Here is a 19307-nt window from a genome sequence, read left to right as displayed (position 1 = left end):
AGGTGAGTCCACGGTTAACTTCGCGGAGCCCTAAAAATATCGTTCCCGGACGTAAATCGTGTCTCCTGGACGGACCGGGTCCGAAATGGGCACACGTCCGTTTAGAATTTCCCCATTTATCTGACGGGTGATATCGACATCCGATTGCAGCGCCCGCGAGCTGAATCCGCCGGCCGTGGCGATTGCGTTCTGGACGGTCATGCCGGCAACATAATTGTACTGGCCCGCGTTTTGCACTTCACCCATCACGAAGATCGGCCGGTAGGTATCGACCTCGACGGAGACGTCCGGATCGCGGATGTAGCCCTGGCGAAGCTTGGTGGCGATTTCGGCGGCCAGTCCCTGCTGTGTCTTGCCGCGCGCGGCGACGCTTCCAACCAGCGGGAAGGAAATAAACCCAGCCTGGTCAATGACATACGTGTTGGACAGGTCGTCCTGACCAAACACGATGATGCGCAGCTTGTCGCTTGAGTCCAAGCGATAAGGCTGTGTCAGGGTCTCATGAAAGGCTGTCGGCGGCTGCCGGTACCCACTGCAAGCAGCAAGGACCAGGCAAAGGGCCAGGACAACGAGCGCTCTCGTTCGCATCAACGACTCTCCTACAATTCGGAGACAGCATCGCGCGGTATGGTTAATCGAGGGTGAAGAGGGAAAAGGGCACGGAGAAGGCCTCGTCAAATTTGCGCATGCATTAATTAACAGGTGGCCTGACGGAATTGAATCCCCCTTAACTGATCGCTTACCATAATTCGACATAGTTTGCCGGACTTTTGGAGTTTCAAACAATGAACGCTGAGCGGCAGACACATTCAGATGACGATATGGCGCTGGACCTGGGCGGTCTGCTGCGGACTATCGCCCGTTCGCTCGGCTGGCTGCTGCCGCTGACCCTGTTTGTTGCAATTGCGGTCTTCATGGGGCTGCAGCTTGTCGCGCCGAAATACCGGGGCGAGGCCCGCATCCTGATCGAAAGCACCGACAATCTGCCTGGCGCGTCCCGCGGCCAGGAGGAGGAGCGGGCGCTGCTCGACAGTGAGGGCGTTGCCAGCCAGGTGCAACTGCTGATGTCGGCGGATCTTGCGCGGCGCGTGGCCGCCAAGCTGAACCTTGCCGCGATTCCCGAATTTGACGCCAGGGGCGGGGGCAACCCGCTTGATGCCCTGTTCTCCTTGATCGGGCTGCGTTCGCAGACGGCCGGGAACAGTGAAGAGGAGCGTGTCCTCAAGCATTTTTACGAGAACCTGGAGATTTTCCGCCTGGAAGGCTCCCGGGTGATCGGCGTGGACTATACGGCGGAGAGCCCGGTTCTGGCTGCGAAGGTCGCCAACACGATCGTCGACGAATATCTCGCTGTCCAGTCGAGTGCGAAACGGGAGACCACCGAGCTTGCCTCGGCCGCCTTGCAGCCGCAGATCCTCGAATTGCGCAAGGAAGTCCAGGCGGCCCGCAAGGCCGTTTCCGACTTTCGCGCCCGGGCGGATCTCCTGATCGGTGCCGACAACATTCCGCTGAACCAGCAGCAGCTCGCCGAGATCAGCACCGCCTATTCGGAAGCCCAGGCCGCGAAGGCCGAGGCGCAGGCCAAGGCCGACCTGATCCGGGAATTGCTGAATTCCGGCGGCTCGCTTGAAACCGCGAGCGACGTGCTCAATTCCCAGCTGATCCAGCGTCTCAGGGAGCGGCAGGTCGAGATCCAGTCCAACATCGCCGAGCTCTCCATAACGCTCCTGCCGGGTCACCCGCAATTGAAGGCCCTCCAGTCGCAGCTCGGCGATTATGACCGCCAGATCCGGACAGAGGCGCGCAAGGTTCTTCAGGGCCTTGAAAACGACGCCAAGGTCGCCGACCAGCGGGCAAAGGCCCTCTCGGTGCAACTGGACGACCTCAAGACAGCCGCGGCCAAATCGAACGCGGACCAGGCCCGTCTTGCCGAACTGGAGCGGGAAGCGAACGCGAAAGCCGCCCAGCTTGACCAGCTTCTGCTCAGCTACCAGGAAGCCGACTCCCGTTTGCGCGCACAGGTGTTGCCGGCCGATGCCCGGATCATCTCGCGGGCAAGCGTTCCGGTTGAGCCGGCGTCGCCCAAGATCATCGCCAGCACCATCATCGCGGCGCTGGTGACGTTCATTCTCGGCTGCGCCTTCGTTCTCATGCGCGAATTCCTGAGCGGCAACGCCCTTTACCGCATGCAGGAAGCTCCGGCGACCGGTTCCCGGGCCGCGCCTCAGATGCATGAAGCGTCCCGGGACGAGGGGACGAACGAGTCTTTCGGCTGGGGGCGCGGCTACGGGCAGACAGTGGCGAGTTACCGGATGGAGCCCGGACAATGGGACGACGGCCGATCCGAACGCGCACCGGCGGGACAGGATCCGCAAGCCGCTGCTCTTGCCGAGGACGACCGTCCGGATGCGGATGACGCCTCTGGTGAGCCGGAGGTTGCGACCGGGCGGCGCGCGCCGCGGCGGCGGCGGCCGGCGAAATCGAGTTACGATCATGATGTCGCCCCAGATTGGGTCGGAGACCTGGGGCGCACGCAGGGCAGGGAGGCCGACGGGAAGCCTGTGACGCAGGCGCCACGCCAGCCGTCTGCGTCTGACGCGCGCCTTCAGCATGCACATGCGGACGACATCGAGGCCAGTGGACGGATCGTGGTGTTGAGCGTTGACGATGACACGCTTTCCCACGACCTGGCCTTTGACCTGGTGCGCAGGGCGGCGCATGCGGGCAGATCGGCGCTCATCATGGAAGTGTTTCCGGACCAGGCCAACGCCAAGGCGGCCGAAGGTTTTGCCGACATCGTTGCCGGCACCGCCCCCTTTGCCAAGGTGGTTTACCGCGATGCCGGGTCGAAGGCCCATATCATCGAGGCAGGCCGGGTGGCGATCACGGACGACATGGTCGAGTCCGACCGTTTCAAGCTGGCCATGGAGGCGATCAAGTCGACATATGAAACGGTGGTGGTCGATCTGGGGGCCATCGACGGGTCGCTGGCGAGCGCGCGCATGTTGAGCTTCGCAGATCGTGTCCTGATTGCCGCGAGTGCCCCGGACCACGGTCATGAACTTCAAAGCGCGGCCAATCTGCTCGCGCACAATACCGGGGCGAAGGTGGAAGTCGTGATTGCCGGAAGCGGTGGTCCGGACCCGCGCCGAAACGACGACGGCCACGCGGCCTGATCCTAGGGTCAGGACCCATTAATTTGGTTGAAATGGCGCAGCAAACAGCGATGAGCTGCAAGGAAAAGCGCGACAAACGGGCTTTCCGCCCGGTTGAGCGGTTTGACGCAGCAGGTCGAAGCTGTTTTTGCGTCCTTCCGGGATAGCGTGAATTTGCCCGGCAACGTCGTTGCAAATCTTTGAAAACCGGACTGGCCGTTCAAGCGGCGCAACGCCGTCCGGCGGGCCGGAACAACGACATCAGATCGGTTCCTATTAATTGCGGTTGGTATAACCCTTGCGCAGCCCTGCTTTTAATTTGCGCAGACGGCGGACCAGCGGCCACAGCACCGCAGAATTCCGGATGGCGGATTTCGCCTTGAGGCGCAGTCCGGAAACTTCCTGAAACAACATGCCCTTGAAACTGACTGCCAGAAGGCTGTCGCTCAGGGGCACGGGCTCGGCCCAGCCTGTCTTGTAGCGTTCCTCGCCGAGGCCCAGATCGAGGACTTCCAGGTCAGGCTGTGCGCAGGCACGGGCAATGATTTCCTTGATCAGGACCAGGCCCGGGCTGTTTGCAAGCATCTCGTCATGGGAAATGCTGTTGCTGTAGGCGTAAAGCGTGCCGTTCTTTTCCAGACACAGATAGGTTGACCGGATGACCCCGCCGGCTTCGAGATACCACAGGTCCATGGGCGGCTTTCGATTCGTCCCGTCATGGGCGCCGAGGCCAAGCAGGCGGCCGAGAAAGTCCTCGGCGGCGGGCGTGTCAAAGACATTGGGAATGCCGGCTTCCACCGAGCGTGCGGCACGTTGCACGAGGAACGCGTCCAGCCCGCGGCGTATTTCCGTCTCGGTTTCGGCTCTGGCGACCCGAAAATTGCCGGCGGCCTGGAGATGACGCTCCTTGCGCAACAGGTTCTTGCGGGACGATTTACTGTGCGTGTCCCTGAAAAGCTGGTCGAAATCGTTGCCGAGCATGCGCCCGAAGACAGGACTGGGACTGGGCTTTGCGTTTTCAAGGATGAGCGGATGCGTGCGCCCATGCCAGGTTCGCGGCACATTCTCGAGTTTCAGGACATCGGCCCCCGCCTTGCTGCAGATGACCTTCAACAGGCTGGCGATATCGGTTGCCGGGACAGCCTCGTAATAGTCCCGGTCCCAGATGCCCGTGTTCTGGTTGCCATGCTGATTCCCGAGAAACGACAACGTCCTGACGCCTGCAGAGCGCTCCATGCCGAGCGGCAGCCAGAAGACCGGCTTGCCCGCCGCGTGTCCGACGACAATCCTGGGGGAGACTTTCCTGGTGCGGCCGAGCGTCTCGAGCCATGCCTCCAGCCAGTCGAGGGTCTGGTAAGGATTGCTGCACCATGCATCTTTTAGTTGTTGCCAGTCTGCGCGTGCTTCGGTAAGCCTCGTGAATATGGACAAGTGAACATCAGTTGCGGGAAGGTTCATTTCCTGCTCTCCGATCAGCTCAGGCGCGGGCGGAAACTGGTTTTGAAAACGGATAAACCATTTTGAACGAACATTGGCGGCAGACTGGAAGACGCGCTGGCAGATCAGGCTAAGTCTCGATAGATTTAGCAATAATTATTAAAGAAACCGTGCCTTACTGGCACCTTCTTTCAAGGTGGGCATCTCGGCCAAATGGCAATGCGGCAAAAGGCAGTCACACGTGCATTCTCCGTTCTGAGAGGGACGGGGCTGGCGCGCGTGTTGGCACCGTTTACACAAGGCTGCGGTGCCGTGTTCATGATGCATCACGTCCGTCCGTCGGGCGCGGAACCGTTTCAGCCCAACCGGCACCTGGAAATCTCGCCGGAGTTCCTCAGAAGCGCGATCGAGCGTATCCGTGCGAACGGATATGAAATCATCTCGATCGACGAGGCCGTCGACTTGCTGAAGTCGGGATACGGGCATCGCCGCTATGCTGTCCTGACATTCGATGACGGTTACAAGGACAATCTTGAGATTGCCTATCCGATCCTGAAGGAACTGAATGCTCCCTTCACCGTGTTCGTGGCCTCCGGACTGGTCGACCGGACCAGCGAATTGTGGTGGGTGGCGCTGGAGCGGATCATCGCGGAGAACGAGGAGGTGGTGATCACCCAGGGGAGCGGGGTCGACGGTCTGTCATGCCGGACAACGGCGGAGAAGAATGCCTGTTTCGAAAAACTGCTCGATCACCTGACGCTCGAGGTTGGCGAGAAGGACCAGCGGCTGGTCGTGCGTGCCCTGGCGGAACGATACGGGGTCGATATGGAGGCTCTTGCCGACGAGCTGGTCATGACATGGGACCAGGTCAGGACGCTTTCAGCCGACCCGCTTGTGACAATCGGTGCCCATACCCACGACCATTTTGCAATGGCCCGGCTGGATGCTGAAGACGCGCGAACCGACGTCCTGACGGGACTGCGGCGGCTGGAAGAGGAGACCGGACGCCGGCCGAAGCATTTTGCCTATCCCTATGGAAAACCCTATGCGGTCGAACGCCGGGATGCGGATATCGTCCGGGAAATCGGCTTTGCGTCTTCGGTGACCACGCTTCCCGGCGTGCTGCAATCGGTCAACGCACGCGATCCGATGATGTTGCCGCGCGTTTCCTTGAACGGCAGGTTCCAGGATCCTGCGGTGATCGACCAGTATCTGACCGGCGCGCCGTTTGCGCTTTATCGCGTCGCGCGATGGGCAGCGACCGGATTTGGCGTCAGGTCCGGGGTTTCCCGCTTTTTTCCATCCACCAGATGATCGCACCGGCGGGGATGACCCAGGCCAGGCCCGCGATGCCGAAATAGATGAAGCGGACCAGGTTTGAGGACTGCTGCAGGGTAAGGTCGCCAATCACCATGGCGACGAGGGCATAGACCACCACGAATACGACCAGCAGAACCATGCCGATGAACTTGCGAAACGATGGGACCATGTCAGGGCCTGTCCGTTGACTGAGCTGATTTGCGCATGCGCAAGGGACCTTTTGACGCAAAGTGCCCGTGACCGCTTGCCGACTTGCCCCTGCACCTATATCTCCGCTCGCAAAAGGTCAAATCCATCGACACACAAACCGGGACCGGTCCATGACTGCGAATGCTGACAGTGCAACATCCGGACAGGGCCATGTTTCGCCGGCCAGGCTGCAAAAGGTTCGGCGCGACCGGGCGCTGATCCGCTGGTGGCTCTATTTCGTGTGCGCGCTCATTCTGGCGATGGTTGTCGTCGGCGGGGCGACGCGCCTGACCGAATCGGGTCTTTCGATCACGGAATGGAAACCGATCCATGGTGTCATCCCGCCGCTGAGTGAGGCGGAGTGGGAAGAGGAACTTGAGAAATACCGCCAGATCCCGGAATACCAGCTTATCAACAAGGGCATGAGCCTGGACGAATTCAAGTTCATCTTCTGGTGGGAATGGGCGCATCGCCTGCTTGGACGTTTCATCGGTGTCGCGTTTTTTGTGCCGATGGTTGCCTTCTGGGCCGCGGGCCGCATCGAGCCCTGGCTGAAGCCACGGTTGGTCATCGGCCTTGCACTTGGCGGATTGCAGGGATTTGTCGGCTGGTGGATGGTTGCGTCCGGTCTGGTCGACCGGGTGGATGTCAGCCAGTACCGCCTTGCCACCCATCTGACGCTGGCGTTGCTCATCTTTGCCTATCTGTTCTGGATCGCGCGCAGGCTTGCGCCGCTGCCCGAACCGGATCCCTTTGAGAGCGACCGCCTGGGCGGTCTTGGCAAACTGGTGCTGGCGCTGGTCTTCGTGCAGATCTTCCTCGGTGGACTGGTGGCGGGGCTCAATGCCGGCCTCACCTTCAACACCTGGCCGCTCATGGACGGGCAGATCATACCCAAGGGCCTGCTGGCCATGCAGCCCGCCTGGCTCAATGTCTTCGAGAACGTGATGACGGTGCAATTCCAGCACCGCATGACCGCGTATCTTTTGATTGTGATGGGGGTGGCCCTGACTGTCGGAACCTTGCGTGTCAGCCAGCGCAAGGCGCTGCGCCGTGCCGGAGCGCATATCGGCGGGTTCATTCTTCTGCAGGCGGTTTTCGGCATCCTCACCCTGATCTGGCACGTGCCACTGTCGATCGCCCTGGTGCACCAGGGCTTCGCGGTCATCGTCCTGGCGGCCAGCGTCGATTACCTGGCGGTCTTGCGCGGGGCGTTTCCCGTCCGCAAGTGAGATAAAAAAGCCCGCCACGAGGCGGGCTTTTTCTCAACGGGTGTTTGAACCTCAGCCAGACAGGGCCTGGTCCAGGTCGGCAATGATATCGTCGACATCTTCCAGACCGACCGAGATGCGCACTACGTCCGGACCGGCGCCGGCCGCCGTCTTCTGCTCGTCGGACAGCTGACGGTGTGTTGTGGAAGCCGGATGGATGATGAGGCTGCGGGTGTCGCCGATATTGGCAAGGTGCGAGAACAGTTCGACCTTGCTGACAAGTCCCACGCCCGTGTCATAACCGCCTTCGACACCGAAGGTGAAGACCGCACTGGCACCCTTCGGCATGTATTTCTGCTGCAGCGAATGGTGGGGATCGTCGGGAAGGGCGGCATAGGACACCCACTTGACCTTGTCATGACCGCTCAGATGCAGGGCGACCTTCTTGGCATTGTCGGAATGGCGCTGCATGCGCAGCGGCAGCGTTTCGATTCCGGTCAGGATCATGAAGGCGTTGAAGGGCGAGATCGCGGGGCCGAGATCGCGCAGGCCGAGGACCCGGCAGGCGATCGCAAAGGCGAAATTGCCGAAGGTCTCGTGCAGGACGATGCCCTGATATTCCGGCCGTGGCTGGGAGAGCAGCGGATAGTTGCCGCTCGCCGACCAGTCGAAGCTGCCGCCGTCGACAATGATGCCGCCCATGGAATTGCCGTGGCCGCCCATGAACTTGGTCAGGGAATGCAGCACGATATCGGCGCCGTGCTCGATCGGCCGGCACAGGTAGGGCGTTGCCATTGTGTTGTCGACGACAAGCGGAATGCCCTTGGCCTTGGCAACGGCCGCAATGGCTTCGATATCGACGATGATGCCGCCCGGGTTGGCGAGGCTTTCGATGAAGATGGCGCGGGTCTTGTCGTCAATCGCGGCTTCGAAGCTGCCGATATCGGCCGGATCCGCCCATTTCACACCCCAGCCGAAGCTCTTGAAGGAATGGTTGAGCTGGTTGATCGACCCGCCGTAGAGCTTGTTCGCCGCGACTATGTTGTCGCCCGGCTGCATCATTGTATGAAAGCACAGAAGCTGCGCGGAATGCCCGGACGCGGTGGCCAGGGCCGCGGTGCCGCCTTCCAGTGCGGCGACGCGCTCTTCCAGAACCGCGGTCGTCGGGTTGGTGATGCGCGTATAGATGTTGCCGAAGGCCTGCAGACCGAACAGGGAGGCGGCGTGGTCAACATCGTCGAAAACGAAGGATGTCGTCTGGTAAATCGGCGTCGCCCGCGCACCTGTCGCCGGATCAGGCGCCGCGCCGGCGTGAATGGCAAGAGTTGAAAACCCCGGAATATTTTCGCTCATAAATGGATCTCCCTGTTGGAATGGCGGCCAGTTTGACCGAACGGACAGGGGAGGTCAAAGAACGTTTTTCCGTTTTGTGTCCAGCGACGAATATTGTGTGCGGGCCGCGGACTGCAGCCCGTCAAACACCCGCCAGGGCAATCGATTCAGTGGTCCGAAAAGTCCTTGGGCGTGTCGGACTTGATCCGGAAATAGACACCGAACAACAAGGCTGTTGCCAGCAGTGGCAGGCCCCAGGCCAGAAATGTGGTGTCGCCAAGTGCTGCAAGCATAACGGCCTCCTTCCGTTTTCGAGCAGTCGACGCTGGAAAAAAGTTAACGGAAGCTTGTGGACGAAGCGGAAACAATTCCCGTCGCATTCGTCACGAAATCAACTCAAGGTCGCTTAAAGAATATCTAAAACTGTCAGGAAGCTTGCGAGGTTGGTCGAACTTCGCTGCTCATCTAGTCCTGTCTTTGCAGGCGAATGAGCAGGATGAGGCAGACTATGAAGGCCAGGGTGGCTGCACCAAAGATCATTTCCAATCTCCCCCCGAGATCCGGACCGAACTGGCGCCAGCGAAATACTGCCGGGCCACGAATCGGATGCCGATTGGTAAGCCAGATAAAGGGAGCACGCAAGGGTTGAATTGGCGCGGGAAAGCGCCCGCCCGCAAATTATGACTTTGGTTTATCCCCGCTCGGCCTTGCCTTTGCGACAAGGTGCCGGATCGCGCGACCAGTGTTCGTCCCGCTCGGCAAACGGTGAGCCGCGTTCGGCCCTGTGAAACAGGGCAAAAAGCAAGAGCGATACCAGACCGGCCAGGGCCAGCAAAACCCATTCTAAGCTGGTGAAAAGGGTCGGGTCCGAGGTCATGTCCTTCACTTCGTGCAATCGGCAACCAGGCAGCGGGCGGTCGGGGCGCCGCACCGGAAAACTGGCGGGACAGGATTGCGCGAAGCTTGTGCGCGTAATCTCGAACGGTCAGCCGGACTTGTCGCCGGAAAGGCCGCGATGCTGAAAGCCCGCCTTGAGTGTCGGGCGCTTTGACGAAAGCGTCCTTGAATTGACGCCCGCCCAGCCGATTTCACCTGAAAGCCGGCCGTATTCTATCTTCGGGCAGCGGTTCATCACCACCTTGATGCCGGCCGCTTCGGCGCGTTTGGCGGCTTCGTCGTGGCGTACGGTAAGCTGCATCCAGATCACTTTCGGCAATCTGCCGCTTTCAAGCACCTTGTCGACGATCTGGCCGGCGGCGTCCGAATTGCGGAAGATGTCGATCATGTCCGGCACATCCGGAAGCTCATCCAGCGAGGCATGCACCGTCTGGCCCAGGATCTCCTTGCCCGCCTGGCCCGGATTGATCGGCCAGACCTCGTAGCCCTTGGCGAGGAGATATTTCAGAACAAAATAGGACGGGCGCACATTGTTGGCACTCGCGCCAATCATCGCCACTGTTTTGACCTCGTCCAGAATGCCGCTGATATAGGCGTCGGAATAGCTGTCGTGATTCATGAACGGAGGGTCCCTTGCGTTGCCGCGCTATCCAAGTCCAATTCGCAGCCATCCGCAAGAGGCAGCATGCGACGCCGACAGGCGACAATTGCGCACGCACGGTCAGGTGCGCCTGGCAGCGGACGGGTAGAAAAATACGGCCAGGCGGTCATGCAGGGCACGCCGTGACAGGAGACTGAGAATGCCCGGTTGGAGTTGCCGGATTGCCCGTGTAATTGCCGAGATCGACCGCACCCTGGACGGTCCGCTCGATCTGGCGGGGCTTGCCGGAACCGCCGCGTGTTCAAGGTTTCACTTCCAGCGGCTGTTCTCAGCGATCATGGGGGTCAGCGTCGGCGAATACCGGCGGTTGATGCTCCTCAGGCGGGCAGGGCAGCGGCTTGCCTTCCGCGACAAGGTTTCCGTGACGGAGATCGGCTTCGACGCCGGTTACGAAAACGCCGAAAGCTTTTCCCGGGCGTTCAGGAGAGCTTTCGGCCAGAGCCCGTCAGGTTTCCGCTCAAATCCCGACTGGGCCGTCTGGCATCGGACCTATGACCCGCTTCTGGAACTGAAAGGAACGCTCATGCCGGACACAGACCTCGATTTCGCCACCATCCGCCTTGTCGAATTTCCCGAAACCGCGGTTGCGGTGCTGGAACATGTGGGGCCGCCTGCCCACGTGCCGGCCTCCGTGCAGCGCTTCATCGCCTGGCGCAAGACCCACGGCATGCCGCCGTCCAGAAGCGCCACCTACAACATCCTCCATGACGACCCGAAATCCAAGCCGCCTGAGGATTACCGTCTCGACATCTGCTGCGCGTTCAGCGGTGTGGTTGCCGAAAACGGCGAGGGCGTTGCGGCAGGGACCATTCCCGCAGGGCGCTGCGCGGTTTTCCGGCACAAGGGGCCACTGGAATTCGCGGAGAAGACAATCAGGTCCCTTTACCGCGACTGGTTGCCGCAAAGCGGCGAGGAACCGCGCGACTTTCCGTTGTTCATCCAGCGCCTGAGCTTCTTTCCCGATGTTGCCGAACACGAGGCGGAAACGGATATCTTTCTGCCGTTGAAGTGAAAGGGACTTAGCTCGAGCAGTGTTGGGGGCGAGTGTTTTCTGCGACGCGTGTCCAATGTTGGTCATCCTGGCCGTGTGCCGGGATCCAGTCCACTCATCCACGCGTTCGAGCCAGGGAAATGGCCCGTACCCGTCAGCGCGCAAAGTGGCCAATCAGAGGGTTCGGGAGCCAATGGGTCCCCGATCAAGCTTCGCTTGTCGGGGATGACCACAGGCTGTGACGGCCGGGTTCGAGCCTGATCAAGGCCTTTTGCCGCGCTTTTGCCCTGTTGGGAGCGGGAGCAGACACAAAACTCAAGTTCGCGACGCCAGCTTGTCAGCCTGCTCCTTCCGAAGCTCCTTGCGGATCACCAGTTTCAGCCCCGACCAGACCGCGTCGACGGCGCAGACCTTGACGTCGACCAGCCCCATGGGCAGGCAGATCTCGCGGACAGTGTCCTCGGTGACGGTCGTCGGCACCTTGCTGGCCTTTTTCGGCCAGGACACCCAGATCATGCCGTCGGGCGCCAGCAGTTGCCGAAGGTGGGAGAGCTGCGCGGCGAGGTCTTCGTGCTCCGTTACGAAGACATGAGCACAGTCGAGACCGGGCGCGGCGGTCGCGACGACACTTGCCGCGGGTTCCTGCGCATCGAGCAGCTCCCCAATCTCTTCCGGCATGTTGTGCCGCCAGCAGGTCATGCCGGGTTTCAGGCCCAGCTTCGCCGACAGGGGGCGGCCGGAATAGCCTGCTTGTGCCATCAAAAATACCTATTCCGGGATCTCCAGCCCGGCATTTTGCAATTGCCTGAGCGCGTCCCAGTCTTTCGGTCTGGCTTTCAATTGAAACCAATTGCCGTTTCGTTCAACTAGCCATTTTCGGCGCAGCTGGAAAAACCGGTTTTCAGTTGTGTTCGATTGATATTCATAACCGCTTTCGCAACCACAACAATTGCAAATGGCAAAAGTCTCTTGACCTGACTCGTCTAAGGATTCGGTGCCGGCCAGGCCGCAAACCGGACAAAACTCAAGCGGCTTCCCCATCATTCGGACCGTCAAAATCAGCTGTCCGTCCAATCCGGCTTGCGCTTCTGCAGGAAGGCGGAGATGCCTTCTTCCGCGTCGCGGGCCATCATGTTGTCGACCATGGTTGCGGCGGCGAAGTCATAGGCCTCCGACAGCGGCATTTCCAGCTGGCGGTAGAAGGCCTCCTTGCCGATCTTCAGCGTCTTGGACGACTTTGACGCGATCACCTCCGCGTATTTCTGGACGACCTGCTCGAGGTAGTCGCCGGGGACAATGCGGTTGATCAGGCCGAAATCCTTGGCAGTCGAGGCGTCGATGCTTTCGCCGGTCAGCAGCATTTCCATTGCCTGTTTCCGTGCGACGTTGCGCGACAGGGCCACCATCGGCGTAGAACAGAACAGGCCGATATTGACGCCCGGGGTGCAGAAGGTCGCCGTGTCGGTGGCGATCGCCAGGTCGCAGGATGCGACCAGCTGGCAGCCGGCGGCAGTGGCAACACCGGTCACGACGGCAATGACAGGCTTGGGCAGGCGCACGACCTGCTGCATCAGATCGGAGCATTGCCGCATGATCCGCTCATAGGTGGCCTTGCCGCCATCCGGCTCGGCGCGGGCAGAGGTCAGTTCCTTGAGGTCGTGGCCGGCACAGAACACCTTGCCTTCGGCCCCCAGGAGAATGACGCGCACCGCCGGGTCGTCAGCGGCCTTCTGCAGTTCCGCCGACAGCGCCGTCATCATCTCCGTGGACAGCGCGTTCATGCGCTCCGGACGCTGCATCACGATCCGGTAGACGCCCTGGTGAAGAAGCGTCGCCAGCATCGGTTTTTCGGTCTGGTCGTTGACGGCGGTGTCGGACATGAAAAGCTCCCTGACGTCTGTCATTTTGCGGCCTTTATAGCGGAATCGCTCGGCGACGCGAAAGAGAAAGCGCACCCGGCGCGCCGAACGATCACAGATCGTTTATCAGGCGGCCAAATCAAGCCGCTGGAGCTTCGCGGCTTTTGAGCTATCCTTGCGGCATGTGGAGGCCATCCCGGTTCCGGTTTCTTGTCGGCGCAGTCTCTCTGCTACTGGCGCCCGTCTTGCCCGCCGCAGCGCAGGAACAGGTCGATGTTGCCCTCGTGCTGGCCGTCGATGTCTCCCGGTCCATGTCGCCCGAGGAACTCCAGATCCAGCGCCGGGGCTATGCCGCCGCGATTGCAAGTCCGGAGGTCGTGCGGGCGATCGAAATGGGTGTGCACGGCCGGATCGGCCTGATGATGTTCGAATGGGCCAATGAGAGCCACGCCCGGGAGATCGTGCCCTGGTCCGTCGTCGAGACGGCGGCGGACGCAAGGGACTTCGCGGACAAGGTTCTGGCGGACACCACCTACGGACAGCGGCGCACCTCGATCTCCGGCGCCATACGGCACGCTTCGGCACTGTTGGCAGATGTGCCTTTCGAGGCCGACCGTCTCGTGATCGATATTTCCGGCGACGGTCCCAACAACCAGGGAACGCCTGTCACGCTGGCTCGCGATGCGGCCGTGGAACGCGGCTATATCATCAACGGGTTGCCGCTCATGACCAGGGGCGGCATCGGTTTCCAGTTCAACATTCCCGATCTCGACGAATACTACCGCCGCTGTGTCATCGGTGGGCCGACAAGTTTCGTGATCCCGGTGATCGAGTGGGCCCAGTTTCCCGATGCGGTCCGGCGCAAGCTGATCCTGGAGATCGGCGGACGGACGCCGGAAAAGCCGGCCAGGATCATCAAGGCGCAGATCACCTTCGATGAACCCTATGACTGCATGGTCGGCGAAAAGATCTGGCGGCGGCTTCGCGAACAGTATTTCTGGGATCCGTAAAGGCAGGCAGCGCCCAAAACCTCCTCAACCGCGCCGGCGCCTGCGCCGGCGGTCGCCACCGGCCGCTTCGCTGTCCGCGCTCTCCTTCTTCGCCGGCAACGCGATTGCAGCGCGCAGGTTCGGGAACGGATCGACCTTGTTGGGCAGGGCCATGGCATTGACGAAATGTTCCTGGAACTTCGGTTCCAGGGCGGTTTCGATCTTCTCGATGTCGCGGACCGTCTGCTCGATTTCACGACGGTAGCCGCGATTGAGCAACGCCATGCGGGCGCCAGTGCCGGCGGCGTTGCCGACGCCCGAGACACCCTCCAGCGGACAGTCGGGGATCAGTCCCAGCACCATCGCATATTGGGGATCGATGTAGCTGCCGAAGGCTCCGGCGAGGCGGATCCGGTCGAGCCGGTAGGTGCCGAGCTTGTCCTGCAGCAGCTTGACGCCGGCATAGAGCGCACCCTTGGCCAGCTGGATGGCGCGGATATCCGTTTGCAGGATCGAAATTTCGACTCCCTCGTCGGCAATCCGGTAGGAGAAGGTCCTGCCTCGGGCTTCTACACGGGGGGTGCGGGCGGCCATCGCGCCGTCAATGACACCATCCTCGGTGATCAGGCCCGCAAGATACATCTCGGCAACGGCCTCGATGATGCCGGAACCGCAGATTCCGGTGACGCCGACACTCTCGGCCTTTTCGGCAAAGCCTTCCTCGTCCGACCATTCGTCGACACCGATGACCTTGAAACGCGGCTCGAGGGTTTCCTTGTCGATACGGATGCGTTCGATGGCGCCCGGTGCCGCTCGCTGGCCGGAAGAGATTTCCGCACCCTCGAAGGCCGGTCCGGTGGGCGAAGATGCTGCCAGCAGCCTTTCCTTGCTGCCGAGAACGATTTCAGCATTGGTGCCGACATCCACCAGAAGCGTGATCTCGTCGAGTTTGTAGGGGCTTTCGGCCAGTGTGGCCGCCGCCGCATCGGCGCCGACATGACCCGCGATGCAGGGCAGCATGTAGACCCGGGCGCCCGGGTTGAGCTCCAGGTCGAGATCGCGGGCATTGAGCACCATCGCGTCGGATGCCGCCAGCGCGAAGGGCGCGCCGCCCAGTTCCACGGGGTCGATGCCGAGGAAGAGGTGGTGCATCACAGGGTTGCCGACAAAGGTGGCGTCAAGCACGTCGGACCGTTCCGCGCCGACATCGCCGACCAGCTTGCCGACCAGAGCGTTGATCGCATCGCGCACGGCCTTTGTCAGGTCCGGCAGTTTGGACGGGTTCATCTGCACGTAGGAGACCCGGGACATGAGGTCCTCGCCGAAGCGGATCTGCGGGTTGGACGTTCCGGCGGAAGATACCGTGCGCCCGTTCTGGAGGTTGCACAGATGGGCCGCGATCGTGGTCGAACCGATATCCACGGCCAGGCCGTAGACGGCCGGCTTCTCTCCCGGCCACAGCGCCACCAGCGTGGGCAGCACGTTCCGGTCCTGGTAAATGGCGGCCGTGACCTCCCAGTTGCCCTTGCGCAGAAGCGCCTGGACCCTTGGCAGAAGGATCGGATCGAAGACAAGATCGGCTAGGCCCGTTTCCTCGATCAGGGCTTCCCGGAGGCGGTCGATGTCGCCACGCGGGGTTTCCATGTCCGGTTCGGCGATCGAGATCGTCACCAGGGAAACGGCACTGTCCGCATCGATCTGGCGGGCCTCGGCGCGCTTGCGCACGACCTGCCGGTTGGTCTGGGCGTCGGTCGGCACATCGACCACGAGATCGCCGAGAATCTTCGCCTGGCAGGACAGGCGCCGGTCGGCGGGCAGGTTGCGCAAACTGGCGTAACGGGTCTCCGCCTCGGTCGCCGTTTCCAGGTTCTCGGCGGTGCTGGTCAGGTTTTCCTTGGCGAAGGTGCCTTCGGAGACGGAAATCTGGCAGCGACCGCAGATGCCGCGTCCGCCGCAGACCGATTCCACGTAGACACCAAGGGACCTGGCGGCGTCAAGCAGGGGCGTTCCCACGGGAAAATGACCCCGGCGGCCGCTCGGCTGGAAGACGACTTTGGCGTGTTTGACTGGCTCGGTCATGGCTGCGATCTGTCACTACGGTTTTATGCTTTGCGGGGGGCTGCCCCCACCCCAATCCCCTCCCTACAAGGGGGAGGGGGATTTTCGTCTGTACCCGCAGGCACGAATTCATCCGATCGATACTTTCGGCGCATGCGGATTTGAAACGTGCCTCTCGACATGCAAAACCCCTCCCCCTTGTGGGGAGGGGATTGGGGTGGGGGTCCCATCCGTAATCTGGTGGAATGCCACCCCGTTTGCGGAAGGGGAGAAAACCGCAAACTGCTATGTCGTTGCGCTCAGCCCGCGGTTCGCCGGGCAGCGCGTCCACCACGGCGGCGACCACCGGAGGCTCCGCCGCCCTCGGCCGGTGCCGCGGTTGCCCCTGCTGCAGCCGGCTGGTGATCGCGATAGGTCATGATCCATTCCTGGCAGTTCGGATCGTTGCCGTTCAGGACGTTGGCTGCGCGAACGGCTTCCATTTCCTGCGGACGGCAAGGGTTCATGATCGCAGAGGTCATGCCGGCGCCGATGACCATCGGAATGAAACCCGCATTGATGCCATGGCGGTGCGGCAGGCCGAAGGAAATGTTGGACAGGCCGCAGGTGGTGTTGACCTTCAGTTCCTCGCGCAGGCGGCGCAGCAGCCGGAAGACCTGCTGGCCGGCCGTGCCCATCGCGCCGATCGGCATGACCAGAGGGTCGACGACAATGTCATGGGCCGGAATTCCGTAGTCGGCAGCCCGCTCGACGATTTTCTTGGCGACCTCGAAACGCACGTCCGGGTCTTCGGAGATGCCGGTCTCGTCATTGGAGATGGCCACCACCGGAACGTCATATTTCTTGACGAGCGGCAGGATGGCTTCCAGCTTTTCCTCTTCACCGGTGACCGAATTGACCAGCGGACGGCCCTTGGCGACTTCCAGACCTGCCTGGATGGCAGCGGTCACGGATGAATCGATGGACAAGGGAACGTCAACAAGTCCTTGAACAATCTCGAGAGTCTTGACCATGAGCGGCGGCTCGGTCTCGTTCGGGTTGACCGCCGTCACGCCGGCATTGACGTCCAGCATGGTGGCACCGGCCGCGACCTGGGCGAGGGCGTCGGCCTTGACGGTCTCGAAATTGCCCTCGGCCATTTCGGCTGCCAGCTTCTTGCGGCCGGTCGGGTTGATCCGCTCGCCGATGACACAGAACGGCTGGTCGAAACCGATGATGATTTCCTTGGTGGCGGAGGCGACGACGGTGCGGGTCATTTATGCGCTCTCGTTGGCTGTCAGGGTTGATGTCGAGGGTTGAAACGACCAGCTACCGCGGCCATGCAGCCAGTTCGCGGTTTTTTCGATGCCGCCGAACGGGTAGACATGGATCTGGGCAAGCTGGGTGCCGGGCTGGCTGACAACGCGGTTTTCCAGCGGATCGACCATGGTGTCGGGATCGTATCCCGCCAGCATGGAAACCACGGCACCGCCGCGTTTCTTGAGGAAGTTGAGCGAGTTCTCCACGCCGGCGAAGGCGGCATATTTCAAAAGGGTCGTCATCTTGGCCGGGCCGGCAACGCCGACATGAACCGGGAATTGGTTGCCCCATTCGCGCAGCTCGTCCAGCCACAGGCTGACACGGTGCGGGTCGAAGCCGAACTGGGTGACGATCCGGAATTCGGCATCGCTTTGTGCGGCAAGCTCATGCTTGTGCATCAGGAAGGACTTGATGACGTCCGGCTTGATGTCGGGTGCGCCTTCCGGGTGGCCGGCGACGGCGATCTTCTTGATGCCGAGCTTGTCGAAGAGACCGGTTTCCAGCAGGGCGACGGAGGAGGTGAGCGGCCCGGACTTGTCGGCTTCTCCCGCAATGACCAGCACTTCGGTGACACCGGCTTCCTGGGTGAGGCGGGTGATCCGGCGCTCGAACGCGGCCATGGACGGATAACGGCGCGCCGCCATGTGCGGCACGGCGGTCAACCTGTTGTCGCGCAGAAGGCGGGCCGCGTCGACGATCATGTCCTCGGAGCAATTGCCCAGATCGGTGACATAGACCTGTGTACCTGCCGGAATGTGCTGAAGCAGTTCGGTCTTTTCGACCACCTGCTTGGGCGACATCTCGGTGGAGGCGGGAAGCCGCCCAGTATCCAGCAGGCGCTGTTCAGTCATGTTCCGTTCCTCCACTTGAGAGCAGGGTCTTCAATCGCTCTTTCGGATAGGCGCTGACCAATTCGTTCAGGGCCGTATCCGCTTCGGTTTCCAAATCATCGGACACATCGACCGGGTCGGTTCGGCGCCACTCCGCCATATAGGCGTCACTGTCCTTTGCCCCGATCCGCATGGCACAGGCATCGATCGCTTCCATGAACATGGCCGGCAGTTCCCGGCGAGCGGACTTGCGTCCCTTCTTCACCAGGATCTGCGCCGGGATGTCCCGCCAGTAAACGATGATCTTCTGCGCCATTGTCTCTTGTCCTCTTGAGACTCATGTTTGCCGGAAGCATGGAATTCCGTTGCGCCTGATAGCGGCATCATCACGTGAAAAACCGACTCTCCCGAGACGAATTCGTGGCGCCTAATCCGTTGAGCCGGTTTCCAAAAACGGGGTCAGCAGGCCGAAGCCGGTTCGCTTCATTTCAAAGGCCAGGCCGAGCCGGTCGGCGGCCCGGCGCGCGGCGTCCTCAAGGGCCGGGTCGTCGGTCTGGGCAATGTAGAGAACGCGCGTGTAGTGACCGAAATACATGTCCCGGAGATGCGGGTGCCAGTCGAGGCCGAGCGGCTCTATCACCATGGTCTGAAAATGGCGTGCCAGGAAATCCGTCAGGTAGAAGGTGCCGAGCTGGTCCTCCTCCATCCGGTCGAATTCCTCCAGCCCGGAGAAGAAGGCGTAACAATGTGCGCCTTCGATGCGGCGCGCGCCGGTTTCCTCCAGAACCCGGTCGAGCAACCCGCCGGTGCCGCAATCGCCATAGGCGACCAGGATGTCGGAATAGACATCGCTGTTCATCAGGATGGTGCGGCGGACCTCGTCCGGGATCTTGTCGGGCGTGTTGTGCAGCTGGGCGGGCAGGCAGGTCAGGTCGACATGGTCGAGCTTGTTCGCCTTGCGGATCGCGATGATCTCGCGTGCCAGGGCGCCGCAGGCAATGACGAGGACGCGGCCGATCTTGTCGTTCGCGTCCCCTTCGGTCTCGATCGGAAAAAGAGGCTCGCCCGCCTGCATGTCG

Annotated in this window: 19 protein-coding genes and 1 pseudogene; 5 read left to right on the top strand and 15 right to left on the bottom strand. The window is 61.5% G+C overall.

The window, feature by feature from the left end:
- Window positions 1-30: 30 nt before the first annotated feature.
- Window positions 31-588, bottom strand: a complete 558-nt coding sequence (locus O6760_RS26930) for a polysaccharide biosynthesis/export family protein (RefSeq protein WP_269582734.1) — start codon at window positions 586-588, stop codon at window positions 31-33.
- 197 nt (window positions 589-785) lie between these two features.
- Here O6760_RS26930 and O6760_RS26925 point away from each other — a divergent pair, with 197 nt between their 5' ends.
- Window positions 786-3176, top strand: coding sequence for an exopolysaccharide transport family protein (locus tag O6760_RS26925; RefSeq protein WP_269582733.1), 2391 nt, complete (start codon window positions 786-788; stop codon window positions 3174-3176).
- A gap of 255 nt (window positions 3177-3431) precedes the next feature.
- Here the strand turns inward: O6760_RS26925 and O6760_RS26920 are convergent, their stop codons facing one another.
- Window positions 3432-4613 carry a GNAT family N-acetyltransferase gene (locus O6760_RS26920; RefSeq protein WP_269582732.1) on the bottom strand — a complete coding sequence of 394 codons (1182 nt, stop codon included), beginning with the start codon at window positions 4611-4613 and terminating at the stop codon, window positions 3432-3434.
- A gap of 297 nt (window positions 4614-4910) precedes the next feature.
- On the opposite strand from O6760_RS26920, the gene O6760_RS26915 reads away from it, so the two are divergent.
- Window positions 4911-5906 (top strand): polysaccharide deacetylase family protein, encoded by a 996-nt coding sequence (locus O6760_RS26915; RefSeq protein ID WP_269582731.1) that lies wholly within the window; start codon window positions 4911-4913, stop codon window positions 5904-5906.
- Here the strand turns inward: O6760_RS26915 and O6760_RS26910 are convergent.
- Window positions 5866-6081 (bottom strand): DUF2842 domain-containing protein, encoded by a 216-nt coding sequence (locus tag O6760_RS26910; RefSeq protein WP_269582730.1) that lies wholly within the window; start codon window positions 6079-6081, stop codon window positions 5866-5868. The genes O6760_RS26915 and O6760_RS26910 overlap by 41 nt on opposite strands.
- Window positions 6082-6232: 151 nt before the next feature.
- Here O6760_RS26910 and O6760_RS26905 point away from each other — a divergent pair.
- Window positions 6233-7225: pseudogene (locus O6760_RS26905) on the top strand (COX15/CtaA family protein); the annotation flags it as partial.
- Window positions 7226-7384: 159 nt separating this feature from the next.
- Here O6760_RS26905 and O6760_RS26900 read toward each other — a convergent pair.
- The 4 genes from O6760_RS26900 to O6760_RS26885 form a co-directional block, all read right to left on the bottom strand.
- Window positions 7385-8665: an O-acetylhomoserine aminocarboxypropyltransferase gene (locus O6760_RS26900; protein ID WP_269582728.1), complete on the bottom strand. Its 1281-nt coding sequence runs from the start codon at window positions 8663-8665 to the stop codon at window positions 7385-7387.
- A gap of 146 nt (window positions 8666-8811) precedes the next feature.
- Window positions 8812-8937: a hypothetical protein gene (locus tag O6760_RS26895; RefSeq protein WP_269582727.1), complete on the bottom strand. Its 126-nt coding sequence runs from the start codon at window positions 8935-8937 to the stop codon at window positions 8812-8814.
- Between the two features lie 398 nt (window positions 8938-9335).
- Window positions 9336-9521, bottom strand: coding sequence for a hypothetical protein (locus O6760_RS26890; protein ID WP_269582726.1), 186 nt, complete (start codon window positions 9519-9521; stop codon window positions 9336-9338).
- Between the two features lie 108 nt (window positions 9522-9629).
- Window positions 9630-10160: a CoA-binding protein gene (locus O6760_RS26885; protein ID WP_269582725.1), complete on the bottom strand. Its 531-nt coding sequence runs from the start codon at window positions 10158-10160 to the stop codon at window positions 9630-9632.
- Window positions 10161-10341: 181 nt separating this feature from the next.
- On the opposite strand from O6760_RS26885, the gene O6760_RS26880 reads away from it, so the two are divergent.
- Complete coding sequence (locus O6760_RS26880; RefSeq protein WP_269582724.1) at window positions 10342-11214, top strand: AraC family transcriptional regulator; 873 nt, start codon at window positions 10342-10344, stop codon at window positions 11212-11214.
- A 294-nt stretch (window positions 11215-11508) separates the two neighbouring features.
- Here the strand turns inward: O6760_RS26880 and O6760_RS26875 are convergent, their stop codons facing one another.
- From O6760_RS26875 to O6760_RS26865, 3 genes are read right to left on the bottom strand one after another with little or no spacing between them, the layout of a single operon-like run.
- Window positions 11509-11952, bottom strand: a complete 444-nt coding sequence (locus O6760_RS26875; RefSeq protein WP_269582723.1) for a DUF3052 family protein — start codon at window positions 11950-11952, stop codon at window positions 11509-11511.
- Between the two features lie 9 nt (window positions 11953-11961).
- Complete coding sequence (locus O6760_RS26870; protein WP_269582722.1) at window positions 11962-12267, bottom strand: hypothetical protein; 306 nt, start codon at window positions 12265-12267, stop codon at window positions 11962-11964.
- Window positions 12252-13073 carry an enoyl-CoA hydratase gene (locus tag O6760_RS26865; RefSeq protein WP_269582721.1) on the bottom strand — a complete coding sequence of 274 codons (822 nt, stop codon included), beginning with the start codon at window positions 13071-13073 and terminating at the stop codon, window positions 12252-12254. Before O6760_RS26865 ends, O6760_RS26870 begins: the two co-directional genes overlap by 16 nt.
- Before the next feature lie 224 nt (window positions 13074-13297).
- Between O6760_RS26865 and O6760_RS26860 the strand changes: the two genes are divergently transcribed.
- On the top strand, window positions 13298-14062 hold the full coding sequence (locus O6760_RS26860; RefSeq protein ID WP_332306207.1) for a DUF1194 domain-containing protein: 765 nt from the start codon (window positions 13298-13300) through the stop codon (window positions 14060-14062).
- 24 nt (window positions 14063-14086) lie between these two features.
- On the opposite strand, the gene O6760_RS26855 is transcribed toward O6760_RS26860, so the two are convergent.
- From O6760_RS26855 to O6760_RS26835, 5 genes are all read right to left on the bottom strand, one after another.
- Window positions 14087-16120, bottom strand: a complete 2034-nt coding sequence (locus tag O6760_RS26855; protein WP_269582719.1) for an ASKHA domain-containing protein — start codon at window positions 16118-16120, stop codon at window positions 14087-14089.
- A gap of 278 nt (window positions 16121-16398) precedes the next feature.
- Window positions 16399-17355 (bottom strand): methyltetrahydrofolate cobalamin methyltransferase, encoded by a 957-nt coding sequence (locus tag O6760_RS26850; RefSeq protein WP_269582718.1) that lies wholly within the window; start codon window positions 17353-17355, stop codon window positions 16399-16401.
- Entirely contained in the window at window positions 17356-18249 is an 894-nt protein-coding gene (locus O6760_RS26845; RefSeq protein ID WP_269582717.1) for a methylenetetrahydrofolate reductase, read from the bottom strand.
- Window positions 18242-18544: a virulence factor gene (locus O6760_RS26840; RefSeq protein WP_269582716.1), complete on the bottom strand. Its 303-nt coding sequence runs from the start codon at window positions 18542-18544 to the stop codon at window positions 18242-18244. Before O6760_RS26840 ends, O6760_RS26845 begins: the two co-directional genes overlap by 8 nt.
- A 111-nt stretch (window positions 18545-18655) precedes the next feature.
- Window positions 18656-19303, bottom strand: a complete 648-nt coding sequence (locus tag O6760_RS26835) for a DUF1638 domain-containing protein (RefSeq protein WP_269582715.1) — start codon at window positions 19301-19303, stop codon at window positions 18656-18658.
- Window positions 19304-19307: the final 4 nt, after the last annotated feature.

This window comes from Roseibium sp. Sym1, assembly GCF_027359675.1.
Classification (GTDB): domain Bacteria; phylum Pseudomonadota; class Alphaproteobacteria; order Rhizobiales; family Stappiaceae; genus Roseibium.
Note: the sequence above shows the minus strand (reverse complement) of the source record. Positions and strands in the feature narration are given on the sequence as shown.